Origin of the sequence: Mycobacterium sp. DL592, assembly GCF_011694515.1 — a bacterium.
Taxonomy (GTDB): domain Bacteria; phylum Actinomycetota; class Actinomycetes; order Mycobacteriales; family Mycobacteriaceae; genus Mycobacterium.
In genome coordinates this window covers 346797-371870 of sequence record NZ_CP050192.1, presented here as the reverse complement: position 1 = coordinate 371870, position 25074 = coordinate 346797, and the positions used below count along the sequence as shown (strand labels likewise).

Here is a 25074-nt window from a genome sequence, read left to right as displayed (position 1 = left end):
CGGGAGTGTGTTCACTTCCGCAGGATGAGTTCCAGCGCCTCTGCTCGGGATGCATTGTCGGTCTTGAACTGTCCGCGCACCGCCGACGTCGTGGTGGTGGCGCCGGGCTTGCGGACTCCGCGCATCGCCATGCAGAGATGCTCGGCCTCGAGCACCACGATGACCCCGCGCGGCTTGAGCTTGCGCATCACCGCGTCGGCAATCTGCCCGGTCAGCCGCTCCTGCACCTGCGGACGCTTGGCATACAGGTCGACCACCCGAGCCAGCTTCGACAGCCCGGTCACCCGGCCGTCGTCGCCGGGGATGTAGCCGACGTGCGCGACACCGTGGAACGCCACCAGGTGGTGCTCGCAGGTCGAGTACATCGGGATGTTCTTGACCAGGACGAGTTCGTCATGCTGCTCGTCGAAGGTGGTCTCCAGCACCGCGTCCGGGTCGGTGTACAGGCCCGCGAACATCTCCCGGAAGGCCCGCGCAACACGGGCCGGGGTGTCGACCAGACCTTGTCGCTCGGGATCCTCGCCCACCGCGATCAGCAGTTCACGCACTGCCGCCTCGGCACGCTCTTGGTCAAAAACCGGCGTCTCGAGAGTTATCGAGGTCGGTTGCACCATTGGGGCTCCGTTTCGTCAATCAACCATTGGCCGGCGGGTTGGGCCGGTTGCCGTCGTCACCGGCGTCGTCCTGCGGAGCCGACCCGGGCCCGGCATGGCTGGGAGCAGGGTAGGGCTGATACGGCGGGTAAGGCTGCCCGTGCTGCTGCGGCGGCTGTCCCCATCCGGGCGGAGGCGGATACCAGTAGCCGCCGCCACCCTGCTGACCCGGCGGCGGCCAGCCGGGAGCGTGCCAGCCGGCCGGTGCGCCGTAGTCCGGCTGGCTGGTGCCGGGCTGCTGCGCCGGTGCGCCGTGGTGCGCGCCATTGCCGTTACCGCCATTGGGCTGCTGGGCTTGGGCGGCCGCGCTCGCCTGTGCGATCGCCTTCTTGAAGGCCGGCTCGGGCATCGGCTTGGGCCACGGCTCACCGCGCTCGATGGCCAGCTCGCCCGGGGTCTTGATGGGCGGCTTGTCGGACGGGATCCGCCCACCGAAGTCGTCGAACACCGTCAGCCGGGGGCGCTTCTTCACGTCGCCGAAGATCGCCTCCAGCTCGGAGCGGTGCAGGGTTTCCTTCTCCAGCAGCTCCCCGGCGAGGATGTCGAGGACGTCGCGGTACTCGGTGAGGATCGTCCACGCCTCGGTGTGGGCGGCCTCGATGAGTTTGCGGACCTCGTCGTCGATGTCGCGGGCCACCTCGTGGCTGTAGTCCGACTGGGTGCCCATGGTGCGGCCCAGGAACGGGTCGCCGTGCTCGGTGCCGTACTTGACCGCGCCCAGCTTGGAGCTCATGCCGTACTCGGTGACCATTGCCCGGGCGATCTTGGTGGCCTGGTCGATATCGGAGACCGCCCCGGTGGTCGGCTCGCGGAACACCAGCTCCTCGGCGGCACGACCGCCCATGGCGAACACCAGCCGGGAGATCATCTCCGAGCGGGTCATCAGGCCCTTGTCGTCCTCGGGCACCGAGACGGCGTGGCCGCCGGTGCGGCCGCGGGCCAGGATGGTGACCTTGTAGATCGGTTCGATGTCGGGCATCGCCCACGCCGCCAGGGTGTGGCCACCCTCGTGGTAGGCGGTGATCTTCTTCTCCAGCTCGCTGATCACCCGGCCCTTGCGGCGCGGTCCGCCGATCACCCGGTCGACGGCCTCTTCCATGGCCGCAGCGGTGATGACGGTGCCGTTCTCGCGGGCGGTGAGCAGCGCGGCCTCGTTGATGACGTTGGCCAGGTCGGCGCCGGACATGCCGACGGTCCGCTTGGCCAGCCCGTCGAGGTCGGCATCGGGGGCCATCGGCTTGCCGGCCGAATGCACGCGCAGCACCGCCTTGCGGCCGGCCAGGTCCGGGCTGGTGACCGGGATCTGGCGGTCGAAGCGGCCGGGACGCAGCAGGGCGGGGTCGAGGATGTCGGGCCGGTTGGTGGCCGCGATCAGGATGACGCCCTGGCGTTCGCCGAAACCGTCCATCTCCACGAGCAGCTGGTTGAGGGTCTGCTCGCGCTCGTCATGCCCACCACCGAGGCCGGCGCCGCGCTGGCGGCCGACGGCGTCGATCTCGTCGACGAAGATGATGCACGGGCTGTTCTGCTTGGCCTGCTCGAACAGGTCACGCACCCGGGAGGCGCCGACACCGACGAACATCTCGACGAAGTCCGAGCCTGAAATCGTGAAGAACGGAACTCCGGCCTCGCCGGCGACAGCGCGCGCCAGCAGCGTCTTTCCGGTGCCGGGTGGCCCGTAGAGCAGCACGCCCTTGGGGATCTTCGCCCCGAGCGCCTGATAGCGCGACGGGTTCTGCAGGAAGTCCTTGATCTCATAGAGCTCTTCGACGGCCTCGTCGACGCCGGCCACGTCGGCGAACGTGGTCTTCGGCATGTCCTTGGAGAGCTGCTTGGCCCGCGACTTGCCGAAGCCGAAGCCCATCCGGCCACCGGTCTGCATCCGGGAGAACAGCACGAACAAGCCGACGAGAAGCAGCAGCGGGAGCATGTAGACCAGCAGCGAGCCCAGGACGCTGCCCTGGTTGACCACGGTGTTGGTCTTGATGTTCTTGGCGCTCAGCGCGTTGAACAGATCGACGCCGTACCCGGTCGGGTACTTGGCGATGACCTTGTTGGAGTTCTCGGTGTCGCCATTGCCGTTCTTGAGCTCCAGGCGCAGCTGCTGTTCGCGGTCGTCGATCTGGGCGCTCTTGACGTTGTCGCCGTTGATCTGGGCCATCGCCACCGAGGTGTCGACAGGCTTGAAGCCACGGGTGTCGTCACTGAAATAGAAGAACGACCAGCCGAGCAGCAACACCACGGCCACCACCGTCAGTGTGCGGATCACGTTTTTCCGGTTCATCTACATCGGCCGTGTCCGGCCAGGTCCTTCCGATATGCGCAGCTGGAATAGTTCAGGCTACCGCTAGACCAACGTGGGGAAGTGCCCCGCCGGTTTCCGTCAGGGATTGGTTCGTGTTCACCCGTGGGCGAACACGCCCTTCCGGCAGGCCGACTGCTGTGCTTGGCTACCACCGTGGTCGCCTCTACCGAACGGTTAGTTGACGTCAACGGTGTTCGGTTGCGGGTGGCCGAGGCAGGTGAGCAGGGTGCCCCGGTGGTCGTCCTGACCCACGGTTTTCCGGAGCTGGCCTACTCCTGGCGCCACCAGATCCCGGTGCTGGCCGAGGCGGGGTATCACGTGCTGGCACCCGACCAGCGCGGCTATGGCGGATCCTCGCGGCCGGCACAGATCGAGGCCTACGACATCACCGAACTGACCGGCGATGTGGCCGCACTGCTCGACGTCGTGGGCGCGCGGCGCGCCGCGATCGTCGGGCACGACTTCGGTGCCGTGGTGGCCTGGAACATGCCGCTGCTGCACCCCGACCGGGTCGCCGGGGTCGCCGGGCTGGCGGTGCCGCCGATACCGCGGCCGCTGACACCGCCGACCGAGGCGTTCCGGCGGATCTTCGGCGACAACTTCTTCTACATCCTCTACTTCCAGCAGCCCGGCCCCGCCGACGCCGAGCTGGCCGAAGATCCGTTGCGAACCATGCGCGTGCTGCTGGGCGGCATGCGCACACCCAAGACCGAGGAAGCCGCGCAGCAGATGCTGTCCCCCGGACCCGACGGCTTCCTCGACCGGCTGGCCCAGCCCGAGCAACTCCCGGACTGGCTCAGCACCGAGGAGCTGGCGCACTACGCCGCCGAGTTCGGCCGCACCGGGTTCACCGGGGCGCTCAACTGGTATCGCTGTTTCGACCGGAACTGGCACATCCTGGGCCAGGCATCGACCGAAACCATCACTGTCCCAGCACTATTCGTCGGCGGCACCGAAGATCCCACGCTCGGCTTCACCCGAGTCGACCGGGCCACCGAGGTGGTCAAGGGCCCGTACCGGCAGGTGCTGCTCGACGGCGCCGGACATTGGATTCAGCAGGAACGACCCGACGAGATCAACCGTGAACTGGTGGGTTTCCTATCCGGATTGGAGTGGTGACCATGCGACCCCTCAACTTCGGCGTGTTCGTCACGCCGTTTCACCCTGTCGGCCAATCCCCCACTGTCGCACTGGAGTATGACCTGGAGCGGACCGTCGCACTGGATAGGCTGGGCTACGACGAGGTGTGGTTCGGCGAGCACCACTCGGGTGGATACGAGCTGATCGCCTGCCCCGAGGTGTTCATCGCCGCGGCCGCCGAACGCACCAAGCACATCCGGCTGGGCACCGGCGTGGTCTCACTGCCCTATCACCACCCGTTGATGGTCGCCGACCGGTGGGTGCTGCTCGACCACCTGACGCGCGGGCGGGTGATGTTCGGAACCGGTCCCGGCGCACTTCCCTCGGACGCCTACATGATGGGCATCGACCCGGTGGAGCAGCGGCAGATGATGCAGGAGTCGCTGGAGGCCATCCTCGCGCTGTTCCGGGCCGGGCCCGACGAACGCATCAGCAGGCACTGCGACTGGTTCACCCTGCGCGACGCGCAGTTGCACATCCGCCCCTACACCTGGCCGTACCCCGAAATATCCACGGCAGCAATGGTTTCACCGTCTGGTCCGCGGCTGGCCGGGACACTGGGCACGTCGCTGCTGTCGTTGTCGATGTCGGTTCCCGGCGGGTACGCGGCCCTGGACAGCGCCTGGCAGATCGTGGTGGACAAGGCCGCCGAAGCGGGCCGTCCGGAGCCCGACCGGACCAACTGGCGGGTGCTGGGCATCGTGCACCTGGCCGATACCCGCGAGCAGGCCATCGACGACTGCACCTACGGGCTGCAGGACTTCGCCAACTACTTCGGTGCGGCCGGGTTCGTGCCGCTGTCCAATGATGTCGAGGCCCCCGCGCAGACACCGCACGAGTTCGTCGCCGCCTATGCGGCGCAAGGTAACTGCTGCATCGGAACCCCAGACGACGCGATCGCCTACATCACCGATCTGCTCGAGCAGTCCGGCGGGTTCGGCACCTTCCTGATGCTCGGCCACGACTGGGCCGACCCGAAAGCGACCTACCACTCCTACGACTTGTTCGCCCGCAAGGTCATCCCGCACTTCAAAGGCCAGCTGCGCGCTGCCGAGGCATCCCACGAGTGGGCCAGGGACATGCGCGGTGACCTGTTCGGCCGGGTGGGCGAAGCGATCGTGAAGGCGATCGGCGAGCACACCGGCAGCCAGGCTTAGACCTCGTTAGGTACGCCCGGGGTGAGCCAGCGGATGCGGTCACTCACATCTGAGTCCGACAGTGTTTGACGCATCACGCTTTCCGGCTCGCGGAAGTGGGTCCACCCGCCGTAGTGCACAGGCACCACGACATTGGGCCGCATCAGCCGGATCAGGTCGACGGCGTCTGCGGCCGTCATCGTGAAGCGCACCGGGCCGGTGAACCAGAACCGCACGCCACCCAGATGCAACAGCGCCACGTCGACCGGAAACCGTTGAGCCACCTCGCGCACACCCTCATAGAGCACGGTGTCACCGGACATCCACAGCGCGGCAGCCTCCTCACCGTCGCGGTGCAGGGCGAAACCGACCACCTTCCCGGCGATCGGCCTGCTGAACTTCGGGCCGTGCCGGCACGGCGTCGCAGTGACCCGCAACGGCGCCCGGCCGGGGGCGGTCAACGTCGTCGACTCCCAGTTGGCCAGACCACGCACGTCGGGCGCTGCACCGGAAATCCGCTGCGCGCCGGGCACGGTGGTGATCACCGTTGCCGCCTGGCGCAGCAGTCCGCGACCGGAGTCGTCGAGGTTGTCGGCATGGTGATCGTGGCTGAGCAGCACGGCATCGACCGGAAACACCTCGGCCGGCGGTTGCGCCGGACCGGCGATCTTGCGTGACGACGTGCCCCAGCCGAAGGTGTACCGCCGCCCGGGCGGGTCGAACGTCGGGTCGGTGAGGATGCGCCACCCGTCGAGCTCGATCAGGGTCGTGGGACCACCGAGGTGGGTGAGCCGGGGCCGAGACATCCAATGACTGTAGTGCCGCCGGTACGGTGGCAGGCATGCCGATCGCCGGACGCCGACTCATTGGTCTCGTTGCCGCTGCGGGTGTCACCGCCGTGGTTCTCAGCGGCTGCGACGCCGCCAGCACCGCGCCGTCCGGCAGCAACCCGCGCCAGGTGACGGTCGTCGGCTCCGGGGAAGTCAAGGGCGTTCCCGACACGCTGACCGCCGACGTGAGCATCGAGGCGAGCGCGCCGGACGTGACCACGGCGATGAACCAGACCAACGACCGGCAGAAGGCCGTGCTCAATGCGCTCAACGCCAGCGGCGTCGACGCCAAGGACATCAGCACCACGCAGGTCAGCCTTGCGCCGCAGTACAGCGACGGTTCGGTGATCTCCGGCTACCGGGCCAGCAATTCGATCCAGATCAAGATCCGCAAGCTCGACACCGCCTCGCAGGTGCTGGCCAACGTCGTCAGCGCAGGCGGCGACGCGACCCGGATCAACTCGGTGAGCTACTCCATCGAGGACGACTCGAAGCTGGTCAGCGATGCGCGCGCGCGAGCGTTCAACAACGCCAAGGAACGTGCCCAGCAGTACGCCGATCTGTCCGGGCTGTCGTTGGGCCCGATCATCTCGATCAGCGAGGCGCCGGGCAGCACGGCCCCGCCGCAGCCGATGCCGGCACCGATGCCGCGCGGGGCGATGGCCAGCGAGGTGCCGTTGCAGCCGGGCGAGCAGACCGTCGGCTTCTCGGTGACGGCGGTCTGGCAACTCGGCTGACGGTGCCGATCAGTCGTCGCCGAAGCCCTCGTGGCAGTCGACGTCGGCCGTGCCGTCGTTGTCGGAATCCCGGTCGATCACCTGCCCGTTGACCGTGATGGTGCAGGACACCTGGGACCCGGTGGACCGGGCGGTCACACCGTAGGTCGGGTTGACCTGCTGGCCCACGAATGTCGTGGTCCACGGCGCTGACACGTTGTTGAGCTGCTGGCGGTTGCCGTCCCCGTCGAGATAGGTGACGTTCGACAGGGTTCCGTCGCTGGTGACCGTGTAGACGACGACGTTCCCGTCGGCCCCCGCGTTGGGCGCCGCGACGAGCGCAGCACCGCAGATGACGGTGGCCGCCATCGCCACCCGAGTCCGGTTGTTCGGCAGCCGACGCGTAGTCGAAGTCATGAGTCCCCATCTCTGTTGACGTACGTGGGCGAGGACGTTACCCGTGATCAGCGAGTTGCGAGGCTCAGTGCTGATAGACCTTCGGGTCCAGAGTGCCGATGTAGGGCAGGTCGCGGTACCGCTCGGCGTAGTCCAGGCCGTAGCCGACAACGAATTCGTTGGGGATGTCGAAGCCGACGTAGGAGATTTCGACGTCGGCGCGCACGGCATCGGGTTTGCGCAGCAGAGTGCACACCCGCAGCGACTTGGGGTGCCGGGAGGCGAGGTTGCGCAGCAGCCAGGACAGCGTCAGGCCGGAGTCGACAATGTCCTCGACGATGAGCACGTCACGGTCGTGGATGTCGCGGTCGAGATCCTTGAGGATTCGGACCACACCCGACGATGACGTGGACGACCCGTACGAACTGACGGCCATGAACTCCAGCTGGGTGGGCAGTGGGATGGCCCGCGCCAGGTCGGTCACGAACATGACCGCGCCCTTGAGGACGGTGACCAGAAGCAGATCCTGGCCGTCGAGGGAGTTGCCGTAGTCCTTGGCGACCAAGGCCGCCAGTTCCCCGGTCCGGGCCTGAATCTGATCTTGGGACAACAGGACCGACTTGATATCCCCGGAATAGAGGTCGTCCACCGACACGAGCCACACTGTGCCATGCCCAGGCCCGCACGACCAATTACACCGGCCGGACGTACAACACCAGCGTGCGGTCGCGGCGCCCGGCGAACAGTCGCTGGTGGCGCAGATCCGAGCCGACCGCCACCCCGCCCTGCCCGCGCCACGCGGTGACCAGCGCGTCTACCGCACGAATCTGCTTGTCGGTGAGTCCGCTGGCTCCGCCGCGCAGCAGCCATCCCCGGATCACCCGTCGCCGCACCGCCGCAGGCAGGTCGGTCAGCGCCGACACCGGCAGGGCGGCACCGCCGTCGGCAGCGGCCAGCGCCTCCTCGGCGAGCGCGTCGAGCGCGTCGGTGTCCTCGCGCAGCGCCGCGGCGGTGCGGGCCAGCGCCTCGGCCACACCTCCGCCGAGGACGTCTTCGAGCAGCGGCAGGACCTCGTCGCGCAGCCGTACCCGGGTGAACCGCGGGTCGTGGTTGTGCGGGTCGTCCCACGCGTGGAGACCGAGCTCAGCGCAGGCGGCGTGGGTGAGACTGCGGCGTTCGCCGAGCAGCGGCCGGTACCAGGGTGGGTCGCACACCCGCATTCCGGCGATGGACCGCGCACCGGAGCCACGGCCCAGACCCAGCAGGACGGTCTCAGCCTGATCGTCGAGGGTGTGGGCGAGCAGCACCGGCTGTTCGGCGCGGGCGGCGTCCAGGGCGGCGTAGCGGGCCGTGCGGGCGGCGGCCTCCGGCCCGCCCTCGGTGCCGACCCGGACCGCGAGCACGGTGGCGTGCACGCAGCCCAGCCGCAGTGCCTGGCCCCGGGCCGCTTCGGCCACGTCCGCCGAGCCGGGCTGCAGCCGGTGGTCGACGATCAACGCAGTGGTCGGCAGCGTCGCGGCGGCCGCGGCGGTCAGGGCCAGGGAGTCGGGTCCGCCGGACAGCGCCACGCACCAGCTGGTCGCGGCGGGCAGATGATCCGTCGCGAACCCGGCCAGGGTGGCCCGCAGCCGGGCTAGAGCACCCGGTCGATCCACCGCTGCGGATCTTCGATCTCGTCGGGCAGCGGCAGGGTGTCCGGTCCCGACCACACGATGTTGAACCGGTCCATCCCGACCTTGGTCACCACGTGGTCGACGAACGCCTTGCCGCGGGTGTACTGGCTCATCTTGGCGTCCAGTCCCAGCAGCGCACGCAGCAGGCGTTGCAGCGGCGGCTGGTGCCGTTGCCGGCGTTGGTCGAAGCGGCTGCGGATGGTGTGCACGGACGGCACGACGGCCGGGCCGACGGCGTCCATGACATGGTCGGCGTGGCCCTCCAGCAGAGTGCCCAGCACAAGCAGTTGATCCATCGCCTCACGCTGCGGCTCGGATTGCACCGCGCGCATGAAGCCGAGGATGCCCTCGCTGTTGGGGTCGGGCCGCTTGGCGCCCGCGCGCCGGTCCTTGACGAACTCGGCCAGCCGGGCCACCACGGCGGTGACGTCGTCGCCGCCGGCGTCGGAGGTCAGCACGCCAAGGGCGCGTGACATGTGTTGTGCCAGCCAGGGATTGGCGTTGAACTGCACGCGGTGTGTCACTTCGTGTAGGCATACCCAGAGCCGGAAGTCCGAGGGCGACACCCGCAGTTGACGCTCGACGGCGATGACGTTGGGGTACACCAGCAGCAGCTGCCCGCCGGCCTGCGCCCCGACGGCGAACGGGTCGAACTGGCCGAGGATGCCCGAGGAGACGAACGCCAGGACCGCACCGGTCTGCGCTCCGGTGATACGACCCGTGATCGGGTTGGCGGCCTTGTCGGTGCCGCCGGTCATCACCCGCATCGAGTCGGCGGCGGCGCGGATCCATTGCTCGCGGTCGACGATCCGGGCCTCGGGTACGGCCGCATCATTGCCCAGGTGGGTGACGTCGCGCACCGGGCCTTCGGCCGCGCGCGACGCGCAGGCCAATTCGTCGATGGCCTGACGGCGGGTGTAGTCGGTGGCCGGTGGTCCCGGCCGGGTCAGCCAGGCGCCGACGGTACCGGCGAACTGCCAGTCCACCGCCCGGCCGACGGTCGACTCGTCGGGTGCCGCACTCATGCGCCGCACCCGCAGGTGCGCAGTGTCGCCGCGAGCGCGTCGATGGCAACCCGGCCCATCGGGCCGGCGTCGTTGGAGATGAACGCGAAGGTCAACACCCTGCCGTTGGCGTCGGTGACGATCCCGGCCAGCGAGTTGGTTCCGGTCAGCGATCCGGTCTTGGCGCGCAACCAGCCCGCCGACGAGGTCTTCGGATCCCCGCCCAGGAAGCGATCCGACAAGGTGCCGCTGCCGCCGGCGATGGGCAGCAGGTCCACCAGGGGCCGCATCGCGGGGTGGTCGGGGCCGGCGGCCGCGCCGACCACCTCGTCGAGGGTCGTCGCGGTCAGCCGGTCGAACACCGAAAGTCCGCTGGAGTCGACCAGGGTGGCGCCGGTCATGTCGACACCTGCCGAGGCCAGGGTGCTGGTGACGGCGTCGACGCCGCCGGCGAAGCTGAGCGGACGGCCGGTCGCTTTGGCCACTTCGCGGGCGATGGTTTCGGCCATCACGTTGTCCGAGGCGTTCATCATCTGCCGCAGCCGTTCGATCAGCGGCGCCGACTGCACCGAGGCCAGCTGACGTCCGGTCGGTGCGGTGGCGGCGAAGGTGACGGTCGCCGGGTCGACGCCCAGCGCCGCGGCCAGTGCCCGCCCGGCGTCGAGCGCCGGTGTGGTGGAGCGCCGCGACTCGACGGTGGTCGGCTGGGTGCGGCCGGCGTCGATCATCACCGCCTGCAGGGGGGCGATGTCGCCGCCGGCGATGTCCGCGGGATCCCAGCCCGGCGCGAAGTCGGGTCCGCTGAACAGGGATCCGTCCACCTGGACGGCGGTGACGGTGATGCCGCTCTTGCGGACCTGGTCGGCCAGGTCGCTGATGCGGGCGGCGCCGCGGTACCAGGTGTCCTCGTCGGGCGGTGCCGCCGACAACGTGGGGTCACCGCCGCCGACGAGCACCACGACGCCCGGCTGGCGGGTCTGGTCGGCCGCGACGACGGTGGTGGTGACCCGCTCGTCGCGGGCCAGGGTGAGCAGTGCGGCACCGGCGGTGAGCACCTTGTTGGTCGAGGCCGGTTGCATCGGAACCGCGGATCGCTGTTCCCAGAGCTGCTTGCCGGTGTCGGCGTCGGTGATCCGGCCGGTGATGTTGCCGAGGTTGGGGTCGGCTACCGGCGCGGCGAGCGCAGCGGATAGCCCCGCCGGGCTGGGGACGCCCGCCGAGTCGGGCAGGGGAACCACCGCGGGGCGGGCGGTGGCCGGCGGTGGCGCAGCGGGCAGTTGCGCGGTGTTGCTGTGCGCTCCTGTAGTCAGTGCAGCCACGACCGCGACGACGACGGCGACCAGGGCGATGATCGCCGCGGCGAGCATCGCGTGGGTGGAACGCCGCCACCGCGAGGGATTCATGACTTTCCTGACTGCATCGGCTTCATTGTGCCCAACCACCCTGCAGACCACGGTATCGGTGGCGTTAGGGTTAGGCGCCGTCGGCGGCGCCGGCGGGCAGGAGCGAAGCGACCCGGGATCTCCCTCGGGCGAGCAGAACCAGCGGAAAAAAGGAGTCGCGCGGTGGAGTTCGACGTCACCATCGAGATCCCCAAGGGCCAGCGCAACAAGTACGAGGTCGACCACGAAACCGGCCGGGTCCGGCTCGACCGCTACCTCTACACACCGATGGCCTACCCCGCGGACTACGGCTTCATCGAGGACACCCTCGGCGAGGACGGCGATCCGCTGGATGCCCTGGTGCTGCTGCCGCAGTCGGTCTTCCCCGGCGTGATCGTCGAAGCCCGCCCGGTCGGCATGTTCAAGATGGTCGACGAGGCCGGCGGCGACGACAAGGTCCTGTGCGTGCCCGCCGGTGACCCGCGCTGGGACCACATCCAGGACATCGGCGACGTGTCGAGCTTCGAGCTCGAGTCGATCAAGCACTTCTTCGTGCACTACAAGGACCTCGAGCCCGGCAAATACGTCAAGGCCGCCGACTTCGTCGGCCGCGCCGAGGCCGAGGCCGAGGTGGAACGTTCGCGGGAGCGGTTCGCCGCCGAAGGTCACTGATTCACCGCACGGTGCAGAATTTAGCCTGCCCGTAACATCCGGTAACCCGGTTGTGCTTTGGGTTTCCCATGATGAACACGTGTTGTTGCATCAGGGCATCGGTCTGCAGGCTTTCAACGAGCTGCCGGATCGCAAGGCCGTGCACGCACTCTACGAGTGCTGCAACAGCGTGACGCTGGCCAGGGACCTTGCCAGGGGGCGCCCGTATGCCGACCACAACGCCCTGTTCCGGCGTGCCGACGCATTGTTGTTCTCGCTGTCGGAGACGTCGATCGACGACATCCTGCAGGCCTACCCGCATGTCGGGAGCCGGCCGCGCAGCACCAAGTCGCAGGCCGAGCACTGTTCGGTGTGGGACGACCGCCCCGAGGTGATGGCGGAACTCAACGCCGTCGTGCAGGACTACTCCGAACGCTTCGGCTACGACTTCGTCATGCATGTCGGCGGGTTTGCACCTGACTGCTGCGCGGAATCGGTCATCGGCATGGTCCGCGACCGGATGCACCACGATCCAGAGACCGAGCGCAAAGTGGTGCGCAACGAGTTGGCCCGGATCAACCGCAGCCGCCTCGAGCGCATGCTGGGCCCCGAGGGCGGCTACGACAACTGGGGCTGACACCCCGTCCGTCCGGCCGAGATGCGGCCCGGCACTTAGGCTTCAACGGTGACCGGTGCCGCGAATCCAGCCTTTCTGTCGTTTCCCGATCTGGCGGCGCGCCCGGTCGGCGGGTCGGTGGTGTGGGCCAACGACGACCTGTTTGCCGAGCGGGAGAACCTGATCAAGTCGCAGCCGGCGGAGTTCCGCCCGGCGACCTTCGGCCACAAGGGCCAGATCTACGACGGCTGGGAGACCCGCAGGCGCCGGGGAGCCACGTCCGAGGACTGTGACCAGGCGATCGTGCGCCTCGGGGTGCCGGCCGTCGTGCACGGCGTCGTGGTCGACACGGCCTGGTTCACCGGAAACTATCCGCCGCAGATCTCCGTCGAAGCCGCCTTTGTCGAGGGCTACCCGGGCGTCGGGGAGTTACTCGACAACACGTCGTGGACCACCATCGTCGAGCGCGCAGACGTCAACGGTGACACCCGAAACCCGTTCACGGTCAACTCATCTCGCCGGTGGACGCATGTCCGGCTGTCGATCTACCCGGATGGCGGGGTGGCCAGGCTGCGGGTGCACGGCGAGGCGCTGCTGGATCCCCGCTTCGCCCAGGGCACCCCGCTGGATCTGGCCGCGCTGGAGAACGGGGGCCGAGTCACCGCCTGCTCCAACATGTTCTACGGCTCGCCGAACAATCTGCTGCTGCCCGGCACGGCGCGCACGATGGGCGAGGGCTGGGAGACCTCCCGCCGACGTGACGCCGGCAACGACTGGGTGCAGATGCGGTTGGCCGGGCAGGGGGTGCTCACCGCCGCCGAACTGGACACCTCGTACTTTCTGGGCAACAGCCCCGGACAGGGGCGGCTGATGGGCCGCGACGGCTCCGGTGACTGGTTCGAGGTTCTGCCCGTGACGGACCTGCGGCCCGATACCCGGCACCGTTTCCTGCTCGACGACGCACCCCCGGCCACCGACGCCCGCCTGGACATCTATCCCGATGGTGGGATGGCCCGGCTGCGACTCTTCGGCCGGTTGACCGATGACGGACTGCGCACAGTCGGTGAAAGATGGGACGCCAGCGCCTAGATTGGCAGTCGTGGCCCTGTCGATGGATCCCCAAGTCCTCGGTTTCCTGCAGCCCCTGATGGAAGCCGCCGCCCAACTCGAGCCCCCTGCCGTGGGGGACGTCACCACCCGCCGGGAACGCGCGGTGCCGTTCTTCGAGGTGCTCGCCGCGGGACGCCCACCGGTCGGCGGTGTCGAAGCACACCGCTACACCGTCACCTCCTCCGACGGCGCCGAGCTGCCGCTGACGTGGTACGTCCCGGACTCGGAGCTGCCGGGCAGCGCGGTTCTCTACCTGCACGGCGGCGGCATGATCTACAGCCTGGCCGAAACCTCACCGGCCTACCACGCAGGCGTGCGCGCCTACGTCGCCGCCTCCGGCGTGCCTATGCTGATGGTGGATTACCGTGTGGCGCCGGAACATCCGGGCCTGACACCGGTCGAGGACTGCTACGCCGCCCTGGTATGGCTGGCCGAGAACGCCGGTGAGCTCGGCGTCGACCCGGCCCGGCTGGGGGTGGCCGGCGACAGTGCGGGTGGCGGGCTGGCTGCCGGGGTGAGCCTGCTGGCCCGCGACCGCAGCGGCCCGGCGCTGGCGCTACAGCTGTTGATCTACCCGATGCTCGACGACCGCACCACCACGCCGGATCCAGCGCTGCCGCCGGAGTTTCTGACCTGGACCTACGAAGACAACGTCACCGGCTGGGGCGCGCTGCTCGGAACCGCGGCCGGCGGCGCCGACGTGTCGGCCTACTGTGCGCCCGCACGGGCTGGAGACCTGGCCGGGCTGCCGCCGACCTACCTTGACACCGGCGATCTGGACATCTTCCGTGATGAGGACATCGCTTATGCGACAAGGCTTTCAGCTGCCGGGGTGCCGGCCGAACTGCACGTGCATCCGGGCTGCCCGCACGCCTTCGAGGCCCTGGCCCCCGCCGCGGACGTGTCCCAACGGGTGATCGCCGACCGGGTGCGCCGGCTGCGATCCATCTAGCAGCGGACGGGCTCAAGATTCACCCCGCCGAAGGCACTCCCGGCAAATAACGCTTCGCCGGCGGTGTTGCGTACTCCCCTCGTTTCGACGTACGCAGACCCATCGTCACCAGTGACTGCACCGTCAGCGTCGCGGCACTCACCCCGTCTACCACCGGCACCCCCAACTCGGCCGAGATCTCCCCGCACATATCGGCCATCCCCGCGCAGCCCAGTACCACAGCGTCAGAGTGATCCACCTCGATCGCCTCGCGGCACGCCTCGGTGATGACCTTGCGCGCGTTGGGATCGCTGTCGAGGTCCAGTACCGGTATCTCGCACGCATGGATGCCACGGCAGAACCGCTGCATGCCATAGCGTTCCGCGAGGTGTGCCGACTGCCCGATGGTCCGTGCCAGCGTCGTGACAATGCTGAAGCCGCTGCCAAGGTGACTGGCGGCCTGCATAGCCGCCTCGGCAATGCCGACGACCGGTCCGGCCGCGATCTCGCGAGCGGCGTCGAGGCCCGGATCACCGAAACAGGCGATCACATAGCCGTCGACGCCTTCACGCTCGCCTCGCTGAACGGCCCGCAATACGCCGGGCACCGACAGCGCCTCGTCGTAATGGCTTTCGATCGACTCCGGCCCGATCTCCGAGGTGACGCCGGTGACGATCACGTCTGGCCCGGCCACTGCCGCAGCACATTTCGCGATCGTGTCGGTCATGGCCTGGGTGGTGTTGGGATTGATCACCCAGATCCGGATCACGGAATTGGAGCGACAGCCAGCTTGGTGCGCGTCGCAAGCACGTAGTAGGTCGCCAATCCCAGCCCGCATCCGATGAACCAGCTGTACTGCGCAGCGGTGTGCATACCGGGGACACTACCGGCCAGCACGGGGATCACGGCGGCGACCGCTGAGACGGCGGTGGCGATGACCGCCGCCGGGTTATAACCCTTTTTGTACCAGTAGGTTCCGTCCTCGGCCAGGGTGAACAGGTCGTCGACGATCACCTTCTGCTTGTGGATCAGGTAGTAGTGGCCGATGAGTACACCGAACAGCGGGCCGATGAACGCACCGAGGATCTCCAGCGTGTAGTGGATGACCTCCGGATTGTTGTACAGGTTCCACGGGGTGATCAGCACCGAACCGACCGCGGCGATCATGCCGCCCGCGCGCCAGCTGATCCGCTGCGGGCTGACGTTGGAGAAGTCGAATGCGGGCGAGATGAAGTTCGCGACGATGTTGATGCCGATTGTGGCGATCGTGAATGTCAACGCGCCCAACACGATAGCGAACGTCGAATCGATCCTTGCCACCGTCGCCACCGGGTCGGTGATCAATTCGCCGAATACCGGCACCGTCAACGACGCGGTGACGACCACCAGAATCGAGAACACCAGGAAGTTGACCGGCAGGCCGAGGAAGTTGCCCCGCTTCACCGCGTCGAATGACTTGCCGTAGCGGGCGAAGTCGCCGAAGTTCAGCATCGGGCCGGAGAAGTAGGAGACCACCAAAGCGATCGCGCCGAGCATGACCGGTACCGAGTCAAAGCCGGTGTACTTCACGTCCCCCAGGTTGAGGTCGATCGCGCCCCAGCCGGCCTTGTAGATGAGGTAGCCGCACAGCAGGAACATGACCACATAGACCGCGGGCCCGCAGAAATCGATGAATCTGCGGATCGACTCCATGCCGCGCCAGAAGACGCATGCCTGCAGTACCCACAACAGCAGGAAGCTGCCCCAGCCGAGGAACGGCAACCCGAGGAATCCGTGCTGGTTGACGTCAGCGTACGGCGCCAACCCCGGAAATAGTTTGAGCAGAACGACATCCAGCGCTGCTGACGCTAGGTAGGTCTGAATCCCGTACCACGCCACCGCGATCAGACCGCGGATGATGGCGGGGATATTCGCACCGAGCACACCGAAGACGCTGCGGCAGATCACCGGGTAGGGCACCCCGGTAGCCTGGCTGGGCTTGGCGACGAGATTACAGAAGAAGTTGACGATCACGATGCCGATCAACAGCGCGACGAGCACCTGCCAGCTAGCGAGGCCAAGCGCGAACAGGCTGCCCGCCGTGACGTAGCCGCCGACGCTGTGCACGTCGGACATCCAGAACGCGAAGATGTTGTAGGAACTCCAAGTCTGCTTGCGCAGTGGAGCCAGGTCTTCATTGGTCAACCGCGGGTCGTAACCCGGCTTGATCAGTCCGCTGCCGACCGGGTGACCGGCGGCTTCGACGAGATCACCCGCGCCGACAACGGCGCCGGGCGGCAGTTCTTTCGCACTCTGGGAGGTGTCGATGTCGGTCATGGCCGGACGCTATCGACGGCGCGTTTCCGCCGTATTTCCGTCGAACTACCCGGCTATTGCGTCGAAGATATATCCGCCGACAGCAGCAGCCCGGTATCGGTGGGCACGGTGGCGATGACGGAGTTGAGCCGCTGCGCGTGCAGTTCGGCGACGGTGAGGAGTTGCTCGACATCGCCGGCGAGGAATGCGTCGACCATCTCCCGATGATCCACATGCAGCGCGGCACGATCCGACGGCGCGACGTGCACCATCGACTGCACGGGTTCGGTTATGTTCCAAGCCGTTTCGAGCATGTGCAGCAGGCGGAACATCCGCGACGGACGGGTGAGCGCGAGGTGGAAGTGTCTGCTCTGGCGGTGATACGCGAGCGGATCGTCATTGTCGATCGCCTGCTGCAGAAGGTCGTTCGACGCCACGATCGCTGCCCGATCGGCGTCGGTGGCGTTGGCCACTGCAGAGGCCAGCGATGCTGCCTCCAAAGTCTCACGCACGATGTACATTTCGCGCAGTTCTTGAACCGTGAGCTGGGCGACCGTGTATCCGGAGTTGGACCGGTGCGCGACAAGCCCCTCCCCGATGAGGGTTTTCAGCGACTCACGCACCGGGATCTGGCTGACGCCGAACAGATCCGCCACCTCCGCTAGCGGAATCGGGGTGCCCGGCAGGGTGGCTCCGTCGAGGATCACCCGGCGCAGTTCGTCGAGGATCGCCTGCTGCGGGCTGCCGGGCTGGTCGACCACCAGCCTGGCGACCAGCGCCGAACGTCGTCTCAGCATCCGAATCACGTTATGTGCCGTTTGTTTCGGGGGTGCTACGACCAGCGTGCCGAGATCGACGTCTTGCACGAGATGTCTAGCCGGCAGCCCAGCTCTTGGCGCGCTCGAGGTCGTCCAGCCCGAACACGGCGGCCTCGCCCGGCACCAGCCACGACAGTGCGTGCAGCGCGTGGGCGATCCACTCCTTGTCGGTGACGATCGCGATCCGCTTGAACGCCGCGTGATGCGGATAGACGGTGCCGAACCCCATCTTGAGGTCCTCGACCAGACCGCCCGGTCCGAAGCCTTCGTAGTCGTCGTCGATCACCTCGACGATCCTGATGTCCTGGCCGGAGCCGAGCAGCTCCTGGAAGGTCGGTTTGAGCCGGTGCAGCTCGTCGCCGCCAAGCCGTCCCGACACCCGGAAGCCCGTCACTCCCGCCGGCATGTCCTCGAGTAGTTCGATCATCGCGCCTCCTCGTCCTGGCTCCACAGTAGGAGCCAGGCGGCGCTACGCGGCGGAGATTCGCAGCCGGGTGTGGATACCGCGCAACGCCGCCTGGGCCTGCGGGCGCAGATCCTGTTCCGGTGTCACCGGAATCAGCGTCACCCCGTCGGCCACGCCGGCGACGAACAGGTCCGTGACCATGCCGGCCAGGCCGTCGACCGTGCCCGCGTAGTGCACCGTCGACTCACCGGCGTGTCCGGAGATCGCCGTCAGCGCCGTGCGGGAGTCCTCGGCGACCGCGACGGCGACGTCGAGCACCACCGGAACGTCGGCGGGCAGTCGGCGGCGGCGGCGCTGAGCCTCCTGGAGATTGGCCGCTCGCAAGCGCACCACTGGGTGGCCACCCGCGGTGAGCTCCGTCCACTCCCCGACCGCATCGGTGATGAACACCCGTGGACTGCGCCTTCGTGACTCCGGCATAGCCGCCACGCTACGGACCCCGCTGGGCGCCGCCAACGGTTGCACTCAGCCGGACGCGAAAGAGCCTCAGATCGTCTTGGTTGTCCGGGTCTTGAGCAGGCTGGCCACCATCGTCAGGAACAACGTCAAGATGATGACCGCCAGGCTCAGCAGGGTCGGAATCTCCGGGACGTCGACATGCCGGCCGCCGTTGATGAACGGCACGGTGTTCTCGTGCAGGGCGTGCAGCACCAGCTTCACGCCGATGAAGAACAGGATGAACGCCAGCCCCTGCGACAGGTACACCAGGCGGTTCAGCAGGTCACCGAGCAGGAAGTACAGCTGGCGCAACCCCATCAGCGCGAACAGGTTGGCGGTGAACACCAGATACGGCTCGCTGGTCAGCCCGTAGATCGCCGGGATCGAGTCGAGCGCGAAGAGTAGATCGGTGGTGCCCAGGGCGACGATGACCAGGAACATCGGGGTCATCAGGCGCTTGCCGCCGTCCTTGATGTACAGCTTGAGCCCGTCCCACTTGTCGGTGGTGTTCAGATAGGTCCGGGCGAAACGCACCACGGCGTTCTCGGCGTCGTCGTCGTGGTCGGAGTTGCGGACCAGTTTGACCGCGGTGAACACCAGGAACGCACCGAAGATGTAGAAGATCCACGAAAACCTGGTGATCGCAACAGCTCCCAGCGCGATGAAGATGCCGCGGAACAACAGCGCGAGCACGATGCCGACCAGCAGCGCCTGCTGTTGGTACACCTTGGGGACGTTGAAGCTGGCCATGATGATGATGAAGAGGAACAGGTTGTCCACCGACAGGCTGTACTCGGTGAGCCAGCCCGCGAAGAACTCCAGCCCGAACTGGCTGCCGTGGAAGTTCCACACCCAGATGCCGAACGCGATGGCCAGACCCACGTAGAACGACAGATAGATGGCGCATTCGCGCATCGTCGGTTCGTGCGGTCGACGGGCGATGACGATCACGTCGAACAGCAGGATGGCCACCGTCACACCGAGGGTGATCAACCATTCGAGCTGGGAAACATTCACTGCCAGAGACCTCCGGGCGTCACAAAACGTCCGAGGTCTCTTCCGCCGCATACGACGCGCGGCCCGCGGCACCGGACGGCCGATGACGGCCGACGTGGTGACGACACCGCGACGAAGGAATACTCCCCTCTGCGAGCAGTCTGTCAGTAGTCCCAGGACAGCACAAACCGGACCGCGTCGGACGCTCTCCCGTAATCAGGGACGCCTAGTATCCACAGTCGTGGCGACGCCGGAAATTCCCGCTCAGTACCTGTTGTCCGACCATGCCCCGGCACCGCGCACCCTGATCGACATCCTCTACGACACCGCCGCCCGCTACCCCGACGCCGCGGCCCTCGACGACGGCGACGTGGTGCTCACCTACTCGGAGCTGATCGCCGACATCGAGGACAGCGTGGAGTGGCTGGGCGCGCGCGGTATCGGCCGCGGCGACCGGATCGGCATCCGGATGCCGTCGGGCAGCTACGCGCTCTATGTGGCGATCCTGTCGACGCTGGCCGCAGGTGCGGCCTACGTGCCGGTGGACGCCGACGATCCCGAGGAACGGGCGCATCTGGTGTTCGGCGAGGCCGAGGTCGTCGGCGTCATCACCGAGGCGGGGCTCACGCGCGGCCACGGTTCGTCTCGCGGCTGGCGCGCGACCGCCCCGCTGGGCCGCGACGATGCCTGGATCATCTTCACCTCCGGCTCCACCGGCACCCCCAAGGGCGTGGCCGTCACGCACCGCAACGCCGCCGCGTTCGTCGACGCCGAAGCGCAGATGTTCTTGCAGGACAATCCGATTGGGCCCGGCGACCGGGTGCTGGCCGGACTGTCGGTGGCCTTCGACGCCTCGTGCGAGGAGATGTGGCTGGCCTGGCGTCACGGCGCCTGCCTGGTGCCCGCACCGCGCGCCCTGGTCCGCAGCGGCATGGACCTGGGCCCGTGGCTGGTGGCCCGCGACATCACCGTGGTCTCGACGGTCCCTACCCTGGCCTCGCTGTGGCCCGCCGAGGCCCTGGAAGCGGTACGGCTGCTGATCTTCGGCGGTGAAGCCTGCCCGCCGGAGCTCGCCGAGCGCCTGGCGGTGGAAGGCCGCGAGGTGTGGAACACCTACGGGCCCACCGAAGCGACGGTGGTGGCCAGCGCGGCGCGCCTCGGCGGCACCGGCGGGCAGGAGCGGAGCGACCAGGGGTCAGGACCGAGCCCGGTCAGTATCGGACGGCCGCTGCCGGGCTGGGATCTGGCGGTGGTCGACGCCGCGGGCAACCCGGTTCCCCTCGGCGGTGTGGGTGAGCTGGTCATCGGCGGGGTGGGGCTGGCCCGCTACCTCGATCCGGAGAAGGACGCCGAAAAGTACGCGCCGATGGAATCGCTGGGCTGGGCCCGCGCCTACCGCAGCGGCGACCTGGTGCGGCTGGAAGCCGACGGGCTGTACTTCCAGGGGCGCGCCGACGACCAGGTGAAGGTCGGCGGGCGTCGCATCGAACTCGGCGAGGTCGACGCCGCGCTGGTGCACCTACCCGGGGTCAGCGGCGGTGCGGCGGCCGTGCGGCGGACGGCCAGCGGCACCCCGATGCTGGTCGGCTACATCGCCAGCGCCAACCCGGACTTCGACCTGACCGCGGCCCGCGCCCACCTCACCCAGGCGCTACCCGCTGCGCTGGTACCCCGGCTGGTGCTGCTCGACGAACTGCCCACCCGCACCTCGGGCAAGGTGGACCGCAACGCACTGCCGTGGCCGCCGCCCGGATACCAGGAGTCCGAACCCGACCTCGGCGGCACGATGGGCTGGCTGGCCGGGCTGTGGCGCGACGTCCTCGGCGCGGTCGTCGACGGGCCGGAGGCGGACTTCTTCGCCCTGGGCGGCGGATCGCTGTCGGCGGCGCAGCTGGTGGCCGCCCTGCGCGAGCGTTTCCCGCAGCTGACAGTGGCCCAGCTCTACGACCATCCCCGACTAGGCTCGCTGGCCGAATACCTCGATGAGCAGGCGCCGGCAGTCGCGGTGACACCTCGTGTCGTCACACCCACCCCGATCAGCACCCAGGTCGCCCAGGTCCTGCTGTCGGTGCCGCTGGCCACCCTGACCGGGCTGCAGTGGGTCACCTGGCTGGCGTTGATCAACAACGTCACCGCCGCCGTGCACCCGCTGCCGTGGCTGGTGCCGGTGAACTGGTGGGTGGTGGCGGTGGCCTTCATCCTGTTCATCACCCCGGTCGGCCGGATGGGCATCGCGGTGTTGGGAGCGCGCATGCTGCTGTCGGGGCTGCAGCCCGGCACCTACCGCCGCGGCGGGTCGGAGCACCTGCGGGTCTGGCTGGCCGAGCGACTGGCCGACGCCAGCGGTGCAGAGAACCTGGCCGGGGCGCCGTGGCTGGTGTACTACGCCCGCGCGCTGGGTAACACCGTCGGCAAAGGCGTGGATCTGCATTCGGCGCCTCCGGTGACCGGGATGCTCAAGCTCGGTCACCGCTGCTCCATCGAGCCGGAGGTAGACCTGACCGGGCACTGGATCGACGGCGACCTGTTCCATGTCGGGCCGATCACCGTCGGCAATGACGCGACGATCGGGGCGCGGACCACCCTGTTTCCCGGGTCGGTGATCGGCAAGGACGCCGACGTCGCGCCCGGCTCCGGGGTCGTCGGCAAGGTCAAGAACGGCCAGTACTGGAAGGGGTCGCCGGCGGTGAAGTCCGGCAAGGCCCGCCATCCGTGGCCCGAGCATCGCCCGCCGCGGGCCCTGCAGTGGGTGGCGATCTACGGGCTGACCTCGGTACTGCTCAGTGCCGTGCCGCTGGCAGCGCTGGCCGCCGGGCTGGCAGTCCCGGCCTGGATGGCGCGGCACGCCGCGACGTTAGGATCGGCGATTGCGCTTGCCGCGCCGTGGATTCCGGTGGCAGCGCTGGTCGCGATGGTGGTGTACGCGTTGCTGACCGTGATCAAGGTGCGGGTGCTGTCGATCGGCCTGCGGGAGGGCTATCACCCGGTGCGCAGCCGCATCGGCTGGCAGATGTGGGCCACCGAACGGTTGATGGACGCCGCCCGCAACTACCTGTTCCCCATCTACGCCAGCCTGCTCACCCCGTGGTGGCTGCGCCTGCTGGGGGCGAAAGTAGGCCGCAACACCGAGATTTCGACCGCCCTGCTCACCCCGAAGTTCACCGTCATCGAGGACGGCGCGTTCCTGGCCGACGACACCATGGTGGCGTCCTACGAACTCGGTGGCGGCTGGATCCACGCCGCCAAGGCCACTGTCGGCAAGAGGGCATTCCTGGGCAACTCCGGGATCACCCAGCCGGGACGGCGGGTTCCCGACGACGGCCTGGTGGCGGTGCTGTCCGCCGCCCCGCACAAAGCCAAGGCCGGTTCGTCGTGGCTGGGAAGCCCGCCGATCCGCCTGCGCCGGCACGCCGATGAAGCCGACGCCGCACTGACCTACCAGCCGTCGATGCGGCTGAAGATCATGCGCTCGGCCGTCGAGACCTGCCGGCTGATCCCGGTGGTGGTGACCTTCGCGATCGGGGTCGCCGTGCTGGTGAGCCTGCAGGCTCTGGCGTTGCGGTTCGGCTACGGCTGGGCCGCGCTGGCCTCCGGGGTCATCCTGCTGGTGGCCGGCGCGGTCGCCGGCGGTACGGCAGTGGCTGCCAAATGGCTTGTGGTCGGGCGTATCCGGGCCGTCGAGTACCCGCTGTGGTCGTCATTCGTCTGGCGCAACGAGGTGTCGGACACCTTCGTCGAGACGGTGGCCGCACCGTGGTTCGCCCGCGCCGCGAGCGGGACACCGGTGATGAACCTGTGGCTGCGGGCGCTGGGCGCCAAGATCGGCCGCGGCGTGTGGTGCGAAACCTACTGGCTGCCCGAGGCGGATCTGGTGACCCTGCAGCGCGGCAGCACCGTCAACCGCGGATGCGTGGTGCAGACCCACCTGTTCCACGACCGGATCATGCGGATGGACACGGTGATCCTCGAGCAGGGCGCGACCCTGGGCCCGCACTGCGTCGCGTTGCCCGCCGCGAAGCTGGGCGCGGGTGCGACCGTCGGCCCCGCCTCCCTGGTAATGCGCGGTGACGAGGTTCCGCCGTCCAGCCGCTGGCAGGGCAATCCCATTGCACCGTGGGTTGTTTCACGCAAGAAGTCCCGCGACCGGCAGTCGGGGGACGCGGCGGCATGAAACGACCCGCCAAAAAAGCCGCCAAAAAGGGCGGTGTCCCTGTGATCGACCCCTACCTGCCCGACAACGGCAACTTCGGCTACCGGGTGTCGCGCTACGAACTCGACCTGGAGTACAAGGTCGCGATCAACCGGCTGACCGGAACCGCGACCGTCACCGCCGTCACGCTGGCATCGCTGAAGACGTTCACCCTCGACCTGGCCGACGCGCTGTCGGTCACCAAGGTCGCGGTCAACGGGCGCAGGCCGGCGAACTTCCGGACCTCCGACGGAAAGCTGCACATCGCGTTGAGCACCGCGTTGCCCGCCGGGGCCGCGATGTCCATCGAGGTGCGCTACGGCGGATCACCGCGTCCCATCCGAACCTATTGGGGCGAAGTCGGTTTCGAAGAGTTGTCCAACGGCGTGCTGGTGGCCGGCCAACCAAACGGCGCCGCATCGTGGTTCCCGTGCGACGACCACCCCAGCGCCAAGGCCAGCTACCGCATCCAGATCAGCACCGACACCCCGTACCGGGCGCTGGCCAACGGTGAGTTGGTGTCCCGGCGGGTCCGGGCGGCACAGACGGTGTGGACCTACGAGCAGCCCGAACCGACGTCGACCTACCTGGTGACCCTGCAGATCGGCATGTACGGGGTACAGAAGTTCCCCAAGGCGCCAGTACAGATGCAGGCGTTGCTGCCGGATCGGTTGCGGTCCAACTTCGATCACGACTTCGGCCGCCAGCCGCAGATGATGAAGCTGTTCGGCAAACTGTTCGGCCCGTATCCGCTGGCCAACGGCTACACCGTCGTCGTCACCGATGATGATCTCGAGATTCCCCTTGAAGCTCAAGGTATTTCGATCTTCGGAGCCAACCACTGCGACGGGTCACGCAGCTCGGAACGGTTGATCGCGCACGAGCTGGCACACCAGTGGTTCGGCAACAGCGTGACCGCGCGACGCTGGCGCGACATCTGGTTGCACGAGGGGTTCGCCTGCTACGCCGAATGGTTGTGGTCAGAACACTCCGGCGGCCAGACTGCCGACCAGTGGGCGCGGCATTACCACCAGAAACTGGCCTCCTCGCCGCAGAACCTGCTGCTGGCCGACCCCGGCCCGCAGGACATGTTCGACGACCGCGTCTACAAGCGCGGGGCACTGACGCTGCACGTGCTGCGCACCACCATCGGCGACGAGAAGTTCTTTGCGCTGCTGCGGGATTGGACCACCCGGCACCGGCACGGGACCGTCGTCACCGACGACTTCACCGGGCTGGCCGCCAACTACACCGACGTCTCGCTGCGCCCACTGTGGAACGCGTGGCTGTTCTCGACTGAAGTACCGCGGCTGTGACCGACGCCGGCGC

Annotated in this window: 23 protein-coding genes; 9 read left to right on the top strand and 14 right to left on the bottom strand. The window is 68.1% G+C overall.

Going from position 1 to position 25074, the window contains the following annotated elements:
• Positions 1–11: 11 nt before the first annotated feature.
• Both folE and ftsH read right to left on the bottom strand, forming a co-directional pair.
• Positions 12–614, bottom strand: a complete 603-nt coding sequence (folE, locus tag HBE64_RS01755) for a GTP cyclohydrolase I FolE (RefSeq protein WP_167097206.1) — start codon at positions 612–614, stop codon at positions 12–14.
• A 19-nt stretch (positions 615–633) separates the two neighbouring features.
• Positions 634–2937 carry an ATP-dependent zinc metalloprotease FtsH gene (gene ftsH / locus HBE64_RS01750; protein ID WP_167097204.1) on the bottom strand — a complete coding sequence of 768 codons (2304 nt, stop codon included), beginning with the start codon at positions 2935–2937 and terminating at the stop codon, positions 634–636.
• A gap of 174 nt (positions 2938–3111) precedes the next feature.
• Between ftsH and HBE64_RS01745 the strand changes: the two genes are divergently transcribed.
• Positions 3112–4077 carry an alpha/beta fold hydrolase gene (locus HBE64_RS01745; RefSeq protein WP_167097202.1) on the top strand — a complete coding sequence of 322 codons (966 nt, stop codon included), beginning with the start codon at positions 3112–3114 and terminating at the stop codon, positions 4075–4077.
• Between the two features lie 2 nt (positions 4078–4079).
• Positions 4080–5255 carry an LLM class flavin-dependent oxidoreductase gene (locus HBE64_RS01740; protein WP_167108489.1) on the top strand — a complete coding sequence of 392 codons (1176 nt, stop codon included), beginning with the start codon at positions 4080–4082 and terminating at the stop codon, positions 5253–5255.
• Here HBE64_RS01740 and HBE64_RS01735 read toward each other — a convergent pair.
• Positions 5252–6040, bottom strand: coding sequence for an MBL fold metallo-hydrolase (locus HBE64_RS01735; RefSeq protein WP_167097200.1), 789 nt, complete (start codon positions 6038–6040; stop codon positions 5252–5254). The genes HBE64_RS01740 and HBE64_RS01735 overlap by 4 nt on opposite strands.
• 35 nt (positions 6041–6075) lie before the next feature.
• Between HBE64_RS01735 and HBE64_RS01730 the strand changes: the two genes are divergently transcribed.
• Complete coding sequence (locus tag HBE64_RS01730) at positions 6076–6801, top strand: SIMPL domain-containing protein (RefSeq protein WP_167097198.1); 726 nt, start codon at positions 6076–6078, stop codon at positions 6799–6801.
• Between the two features lie 9 nt (positions 6802–6810).
• Here HBE64_RS01730 and HBE64_RS01725 read toward each other — a convergent pair whose 3' ends face one another.
• From HBE64_RS01725 to dacB, 5 genes are all read right to left on the bottom strand, one after another.
• On the bottom strand, positions 6811–7197 hold the full coding sequence (locus tag HBE64_RS01725) for an MmpS family transport accessory protein (RefSeq protein WP_167097196.1): 387 nt from the start codon (positions 7195–7197) through the stop codon (positions 6811–6813).
• Between the two features lie 64 nt (positions 7198–7261).
• Positions 7262–7831 carry a hypoxanthine phosphoribosyltransferase gene (gene hpt / locus HBE64_RS01720; protein WP_167097194.1) on the bottom strand — a complete coding sequence of 190 codons (570 nt, stop codon included), beginning with the start codon at positions 7829–7831 and terminating at the stop codon, positions 7262–7264.
• A 37-nt stretch (positions 7832–7868) separates the two neighbouring features.
• The gene (tilS, locus tag HBE64_RS01715; protein ID WP_167097192.1) at positions 7869–8831 is read right to left on the bottom strand and encodes a tRNA lysidine(34) synthetase TilS; all 963 of its coding nucleotides are present in this window, start codon (positions 8829–8831) and stop codon (positions 7869–7871) included.
• Complete coding sequence (locus tag HBE64_RS01710; RefSeq protein ID WP_167097190.1) at positions 8810–9874, bottom strand: zinc-dependent metalloprotease; 1065 nt, start codon at positions 9872–9874, stop codon at positions 8810–8812. The genes tilS and HBE64_RS01710 overlap by 22 nt, the downstream gene beginning before the upstream one ends.
• Complete coding sequence (gene dacB / locus HBE64_RS01705; RefSeq protein ID WP_167097188.1) at positions 9871–11256, bottom strand: D-alanyl-D-alanine carboxypeptidase/D-alanyl-D-alanine-endopeptidase; 1386 nt, start codon at positions 11254–11256, stop codon at positions 9871–9873. The genes HBE64_RS01710 and dacB overlap by 4 nt, the downstream gene beginning before the upstream one ends.
• A 162-nt stretch (positions 11257–11418) precedes the next feature.
• Here dacB and HBE64_RS01700 point away from each other — a divergent pair, with 162 nt between their 5' ends.
• The 4 genes from HBE64_RS01700 (at position 11419) to HBE64_RS01685 (ending at position 14564) form a co-directional block, all read left to right on the top strand.
• Positions 11419–11907 carry an inorganic diphosphatase gene (locus HBE64_RS01700; RefSeq protein ID WP_167097186.1) on the top strand — a complete coding sequence of 163 codons (489 nt, stop codon included), beginning with the start codon at positions 11419–11421 and terminating at the stop codon, positions 11905–11907.
• Between the two features lie 79 nt (positions 11908–11986).
• Positions 11987–12523 (top strand): 2-oxo-4-hydroxy-4-carboxy-5-ureidoimidazoline decarboxylase, encoded by a 537-nt coding sequence (locus tag HBE64_RS01695; RefSeq protein WP_167097184.1) that lies wholly within the window; start codon positions 11987–11989, stop codon positions 12521–12523.
• Between the two features lie 48 nt (positions 12524–12571).
• A complete protein-coding gene (alc, locus tag HBE64_RS01690) occupies positions 12572–13591 on the top strand; it encodes an allantoicase (RefSeq protein WP_167097182.1) in 1020 nt (339 codons plus the stop codon).
• 10 nt (positions 13592–13601) lie between these two features.
• On the top strand, positions 13602–14564 hold the full coding sequence (locus HBE64_RS01685) for an alpha/beta hydrolase (RefSeq protein ID WP_167097180.1): 963 nt from the start codon (positions 13602–13604) through the stop codon (positions 14562–14564).
• Between the two features lie 19 nt (positions 14565–14583).
• On the opposite strand, the gene HBE64_RS01680 is transcribed toward HBE64_RS01685, so the two are convergent.
• The 6 genes from HBE64_RS01680 to HBE64_RS01655 all read right to left on the bottom strand — a co-directional run bounded on the left by HBE64_RS01680 (position 14584) and on the right by HBE64_RS01655 (position 19577).
• The gene (locus tag HBE64_RS01680) at positions 14584–15312 is read right to left on the bottom strand and encodes an aspartate/glutamate racemase family protein (RefSeq protein ID WP_167097178.1); all 729 of its coding nucleotides are present in this window, start codon (positions 15310–15312) and stop codon (positions 14584–14586) included.
• On the bottom strand, positions 15309–16859 hold the full coding sequence (locus tag HBE64_RS01675) for an NCS1 family nucleobase:cation symporter-1 (protein WP_167097176.1): 1551 nt from the start codon (positions 16857–16859) through the stop codon (positions 15309–15311). Before HBE64_RS01675 ends, HBE64_RS01680 begins: the two co-directional genes overlap by 4 nt.
• Before the next feature lie 53 nt (positions 16860–16912).
• Entirely contained in the window at positions 16913–17635 is a 723-nt protein-coding gene (locus HBE64_RS01670) for a GntR family transcriptional regulator (RefSeq protein ID WP_167097174.1), read from the bottom strand.
• Positions 17636–17711: 76 nt separating this feature from the next.
• Entirely contained in the window at positions 17712–18083 is a 372-nt protein-coding gene (locus HBE64_RS01665) for an STAS/SEC14 domain-containing protein (RefSeq protein WP_167097172.1), read from the bottom strand.
• Positions 18084–18125: 42 nt separating this feature from the next.
• Positions 18126–18542, bottom strand: coding sequence for a hypothetical protein (locus HBE64_RS01660; protein ID WP_167097170.1), 417 nt, complete (start codon positions 18540–18542; stop codon positions 18126–18128).
• A 66-nt stretch (positions 18543–18608) separates the two neighbouring features.
• Complete coding sequence (locus HBE64_RS01655) at positions 18609–19577, bottom strand: TerC family protein (RefSeq protein ID WP_167097168.1); 969 nt, start codon at positions 19575–19577, stop codon at positions 18609–18611.
• 220 nt (positions 19578–19797) lie between these two features.
• On the opposite strand from HBE64_RS01655, the gene HBE64_RS01650 reads away from it, so the two are divergent.
• The gene (locus tag HBE64_RS01650; protein ID WP_243841463.1) at positions 19798–23727 is read left to right on the top strand and encodes a Pls/PosA family non-ribosomal peptide synthetase; all 3930 of its coding nucleotides are present in this window, start codon (positions 19798–19800) and stop codon (positions 23725–23727) included.
• Positions 23724–25061 (top strand): M1 family metallopeptidase, encoded by a 1338-nt coding sequence (locus tag HBE64_RS01645; protein ID WP_167097163.1) that lies wholly within the window; start codon positions 23724–23726, stop codon positions 25059–25061. The genes HBE64_RS01650 and HBE64_RS01645 overlap by 4 nt, the downstream gene beginning before the upstream one ends.
• Positions 25062–25074: the final 13 nt, after the last annotated feature.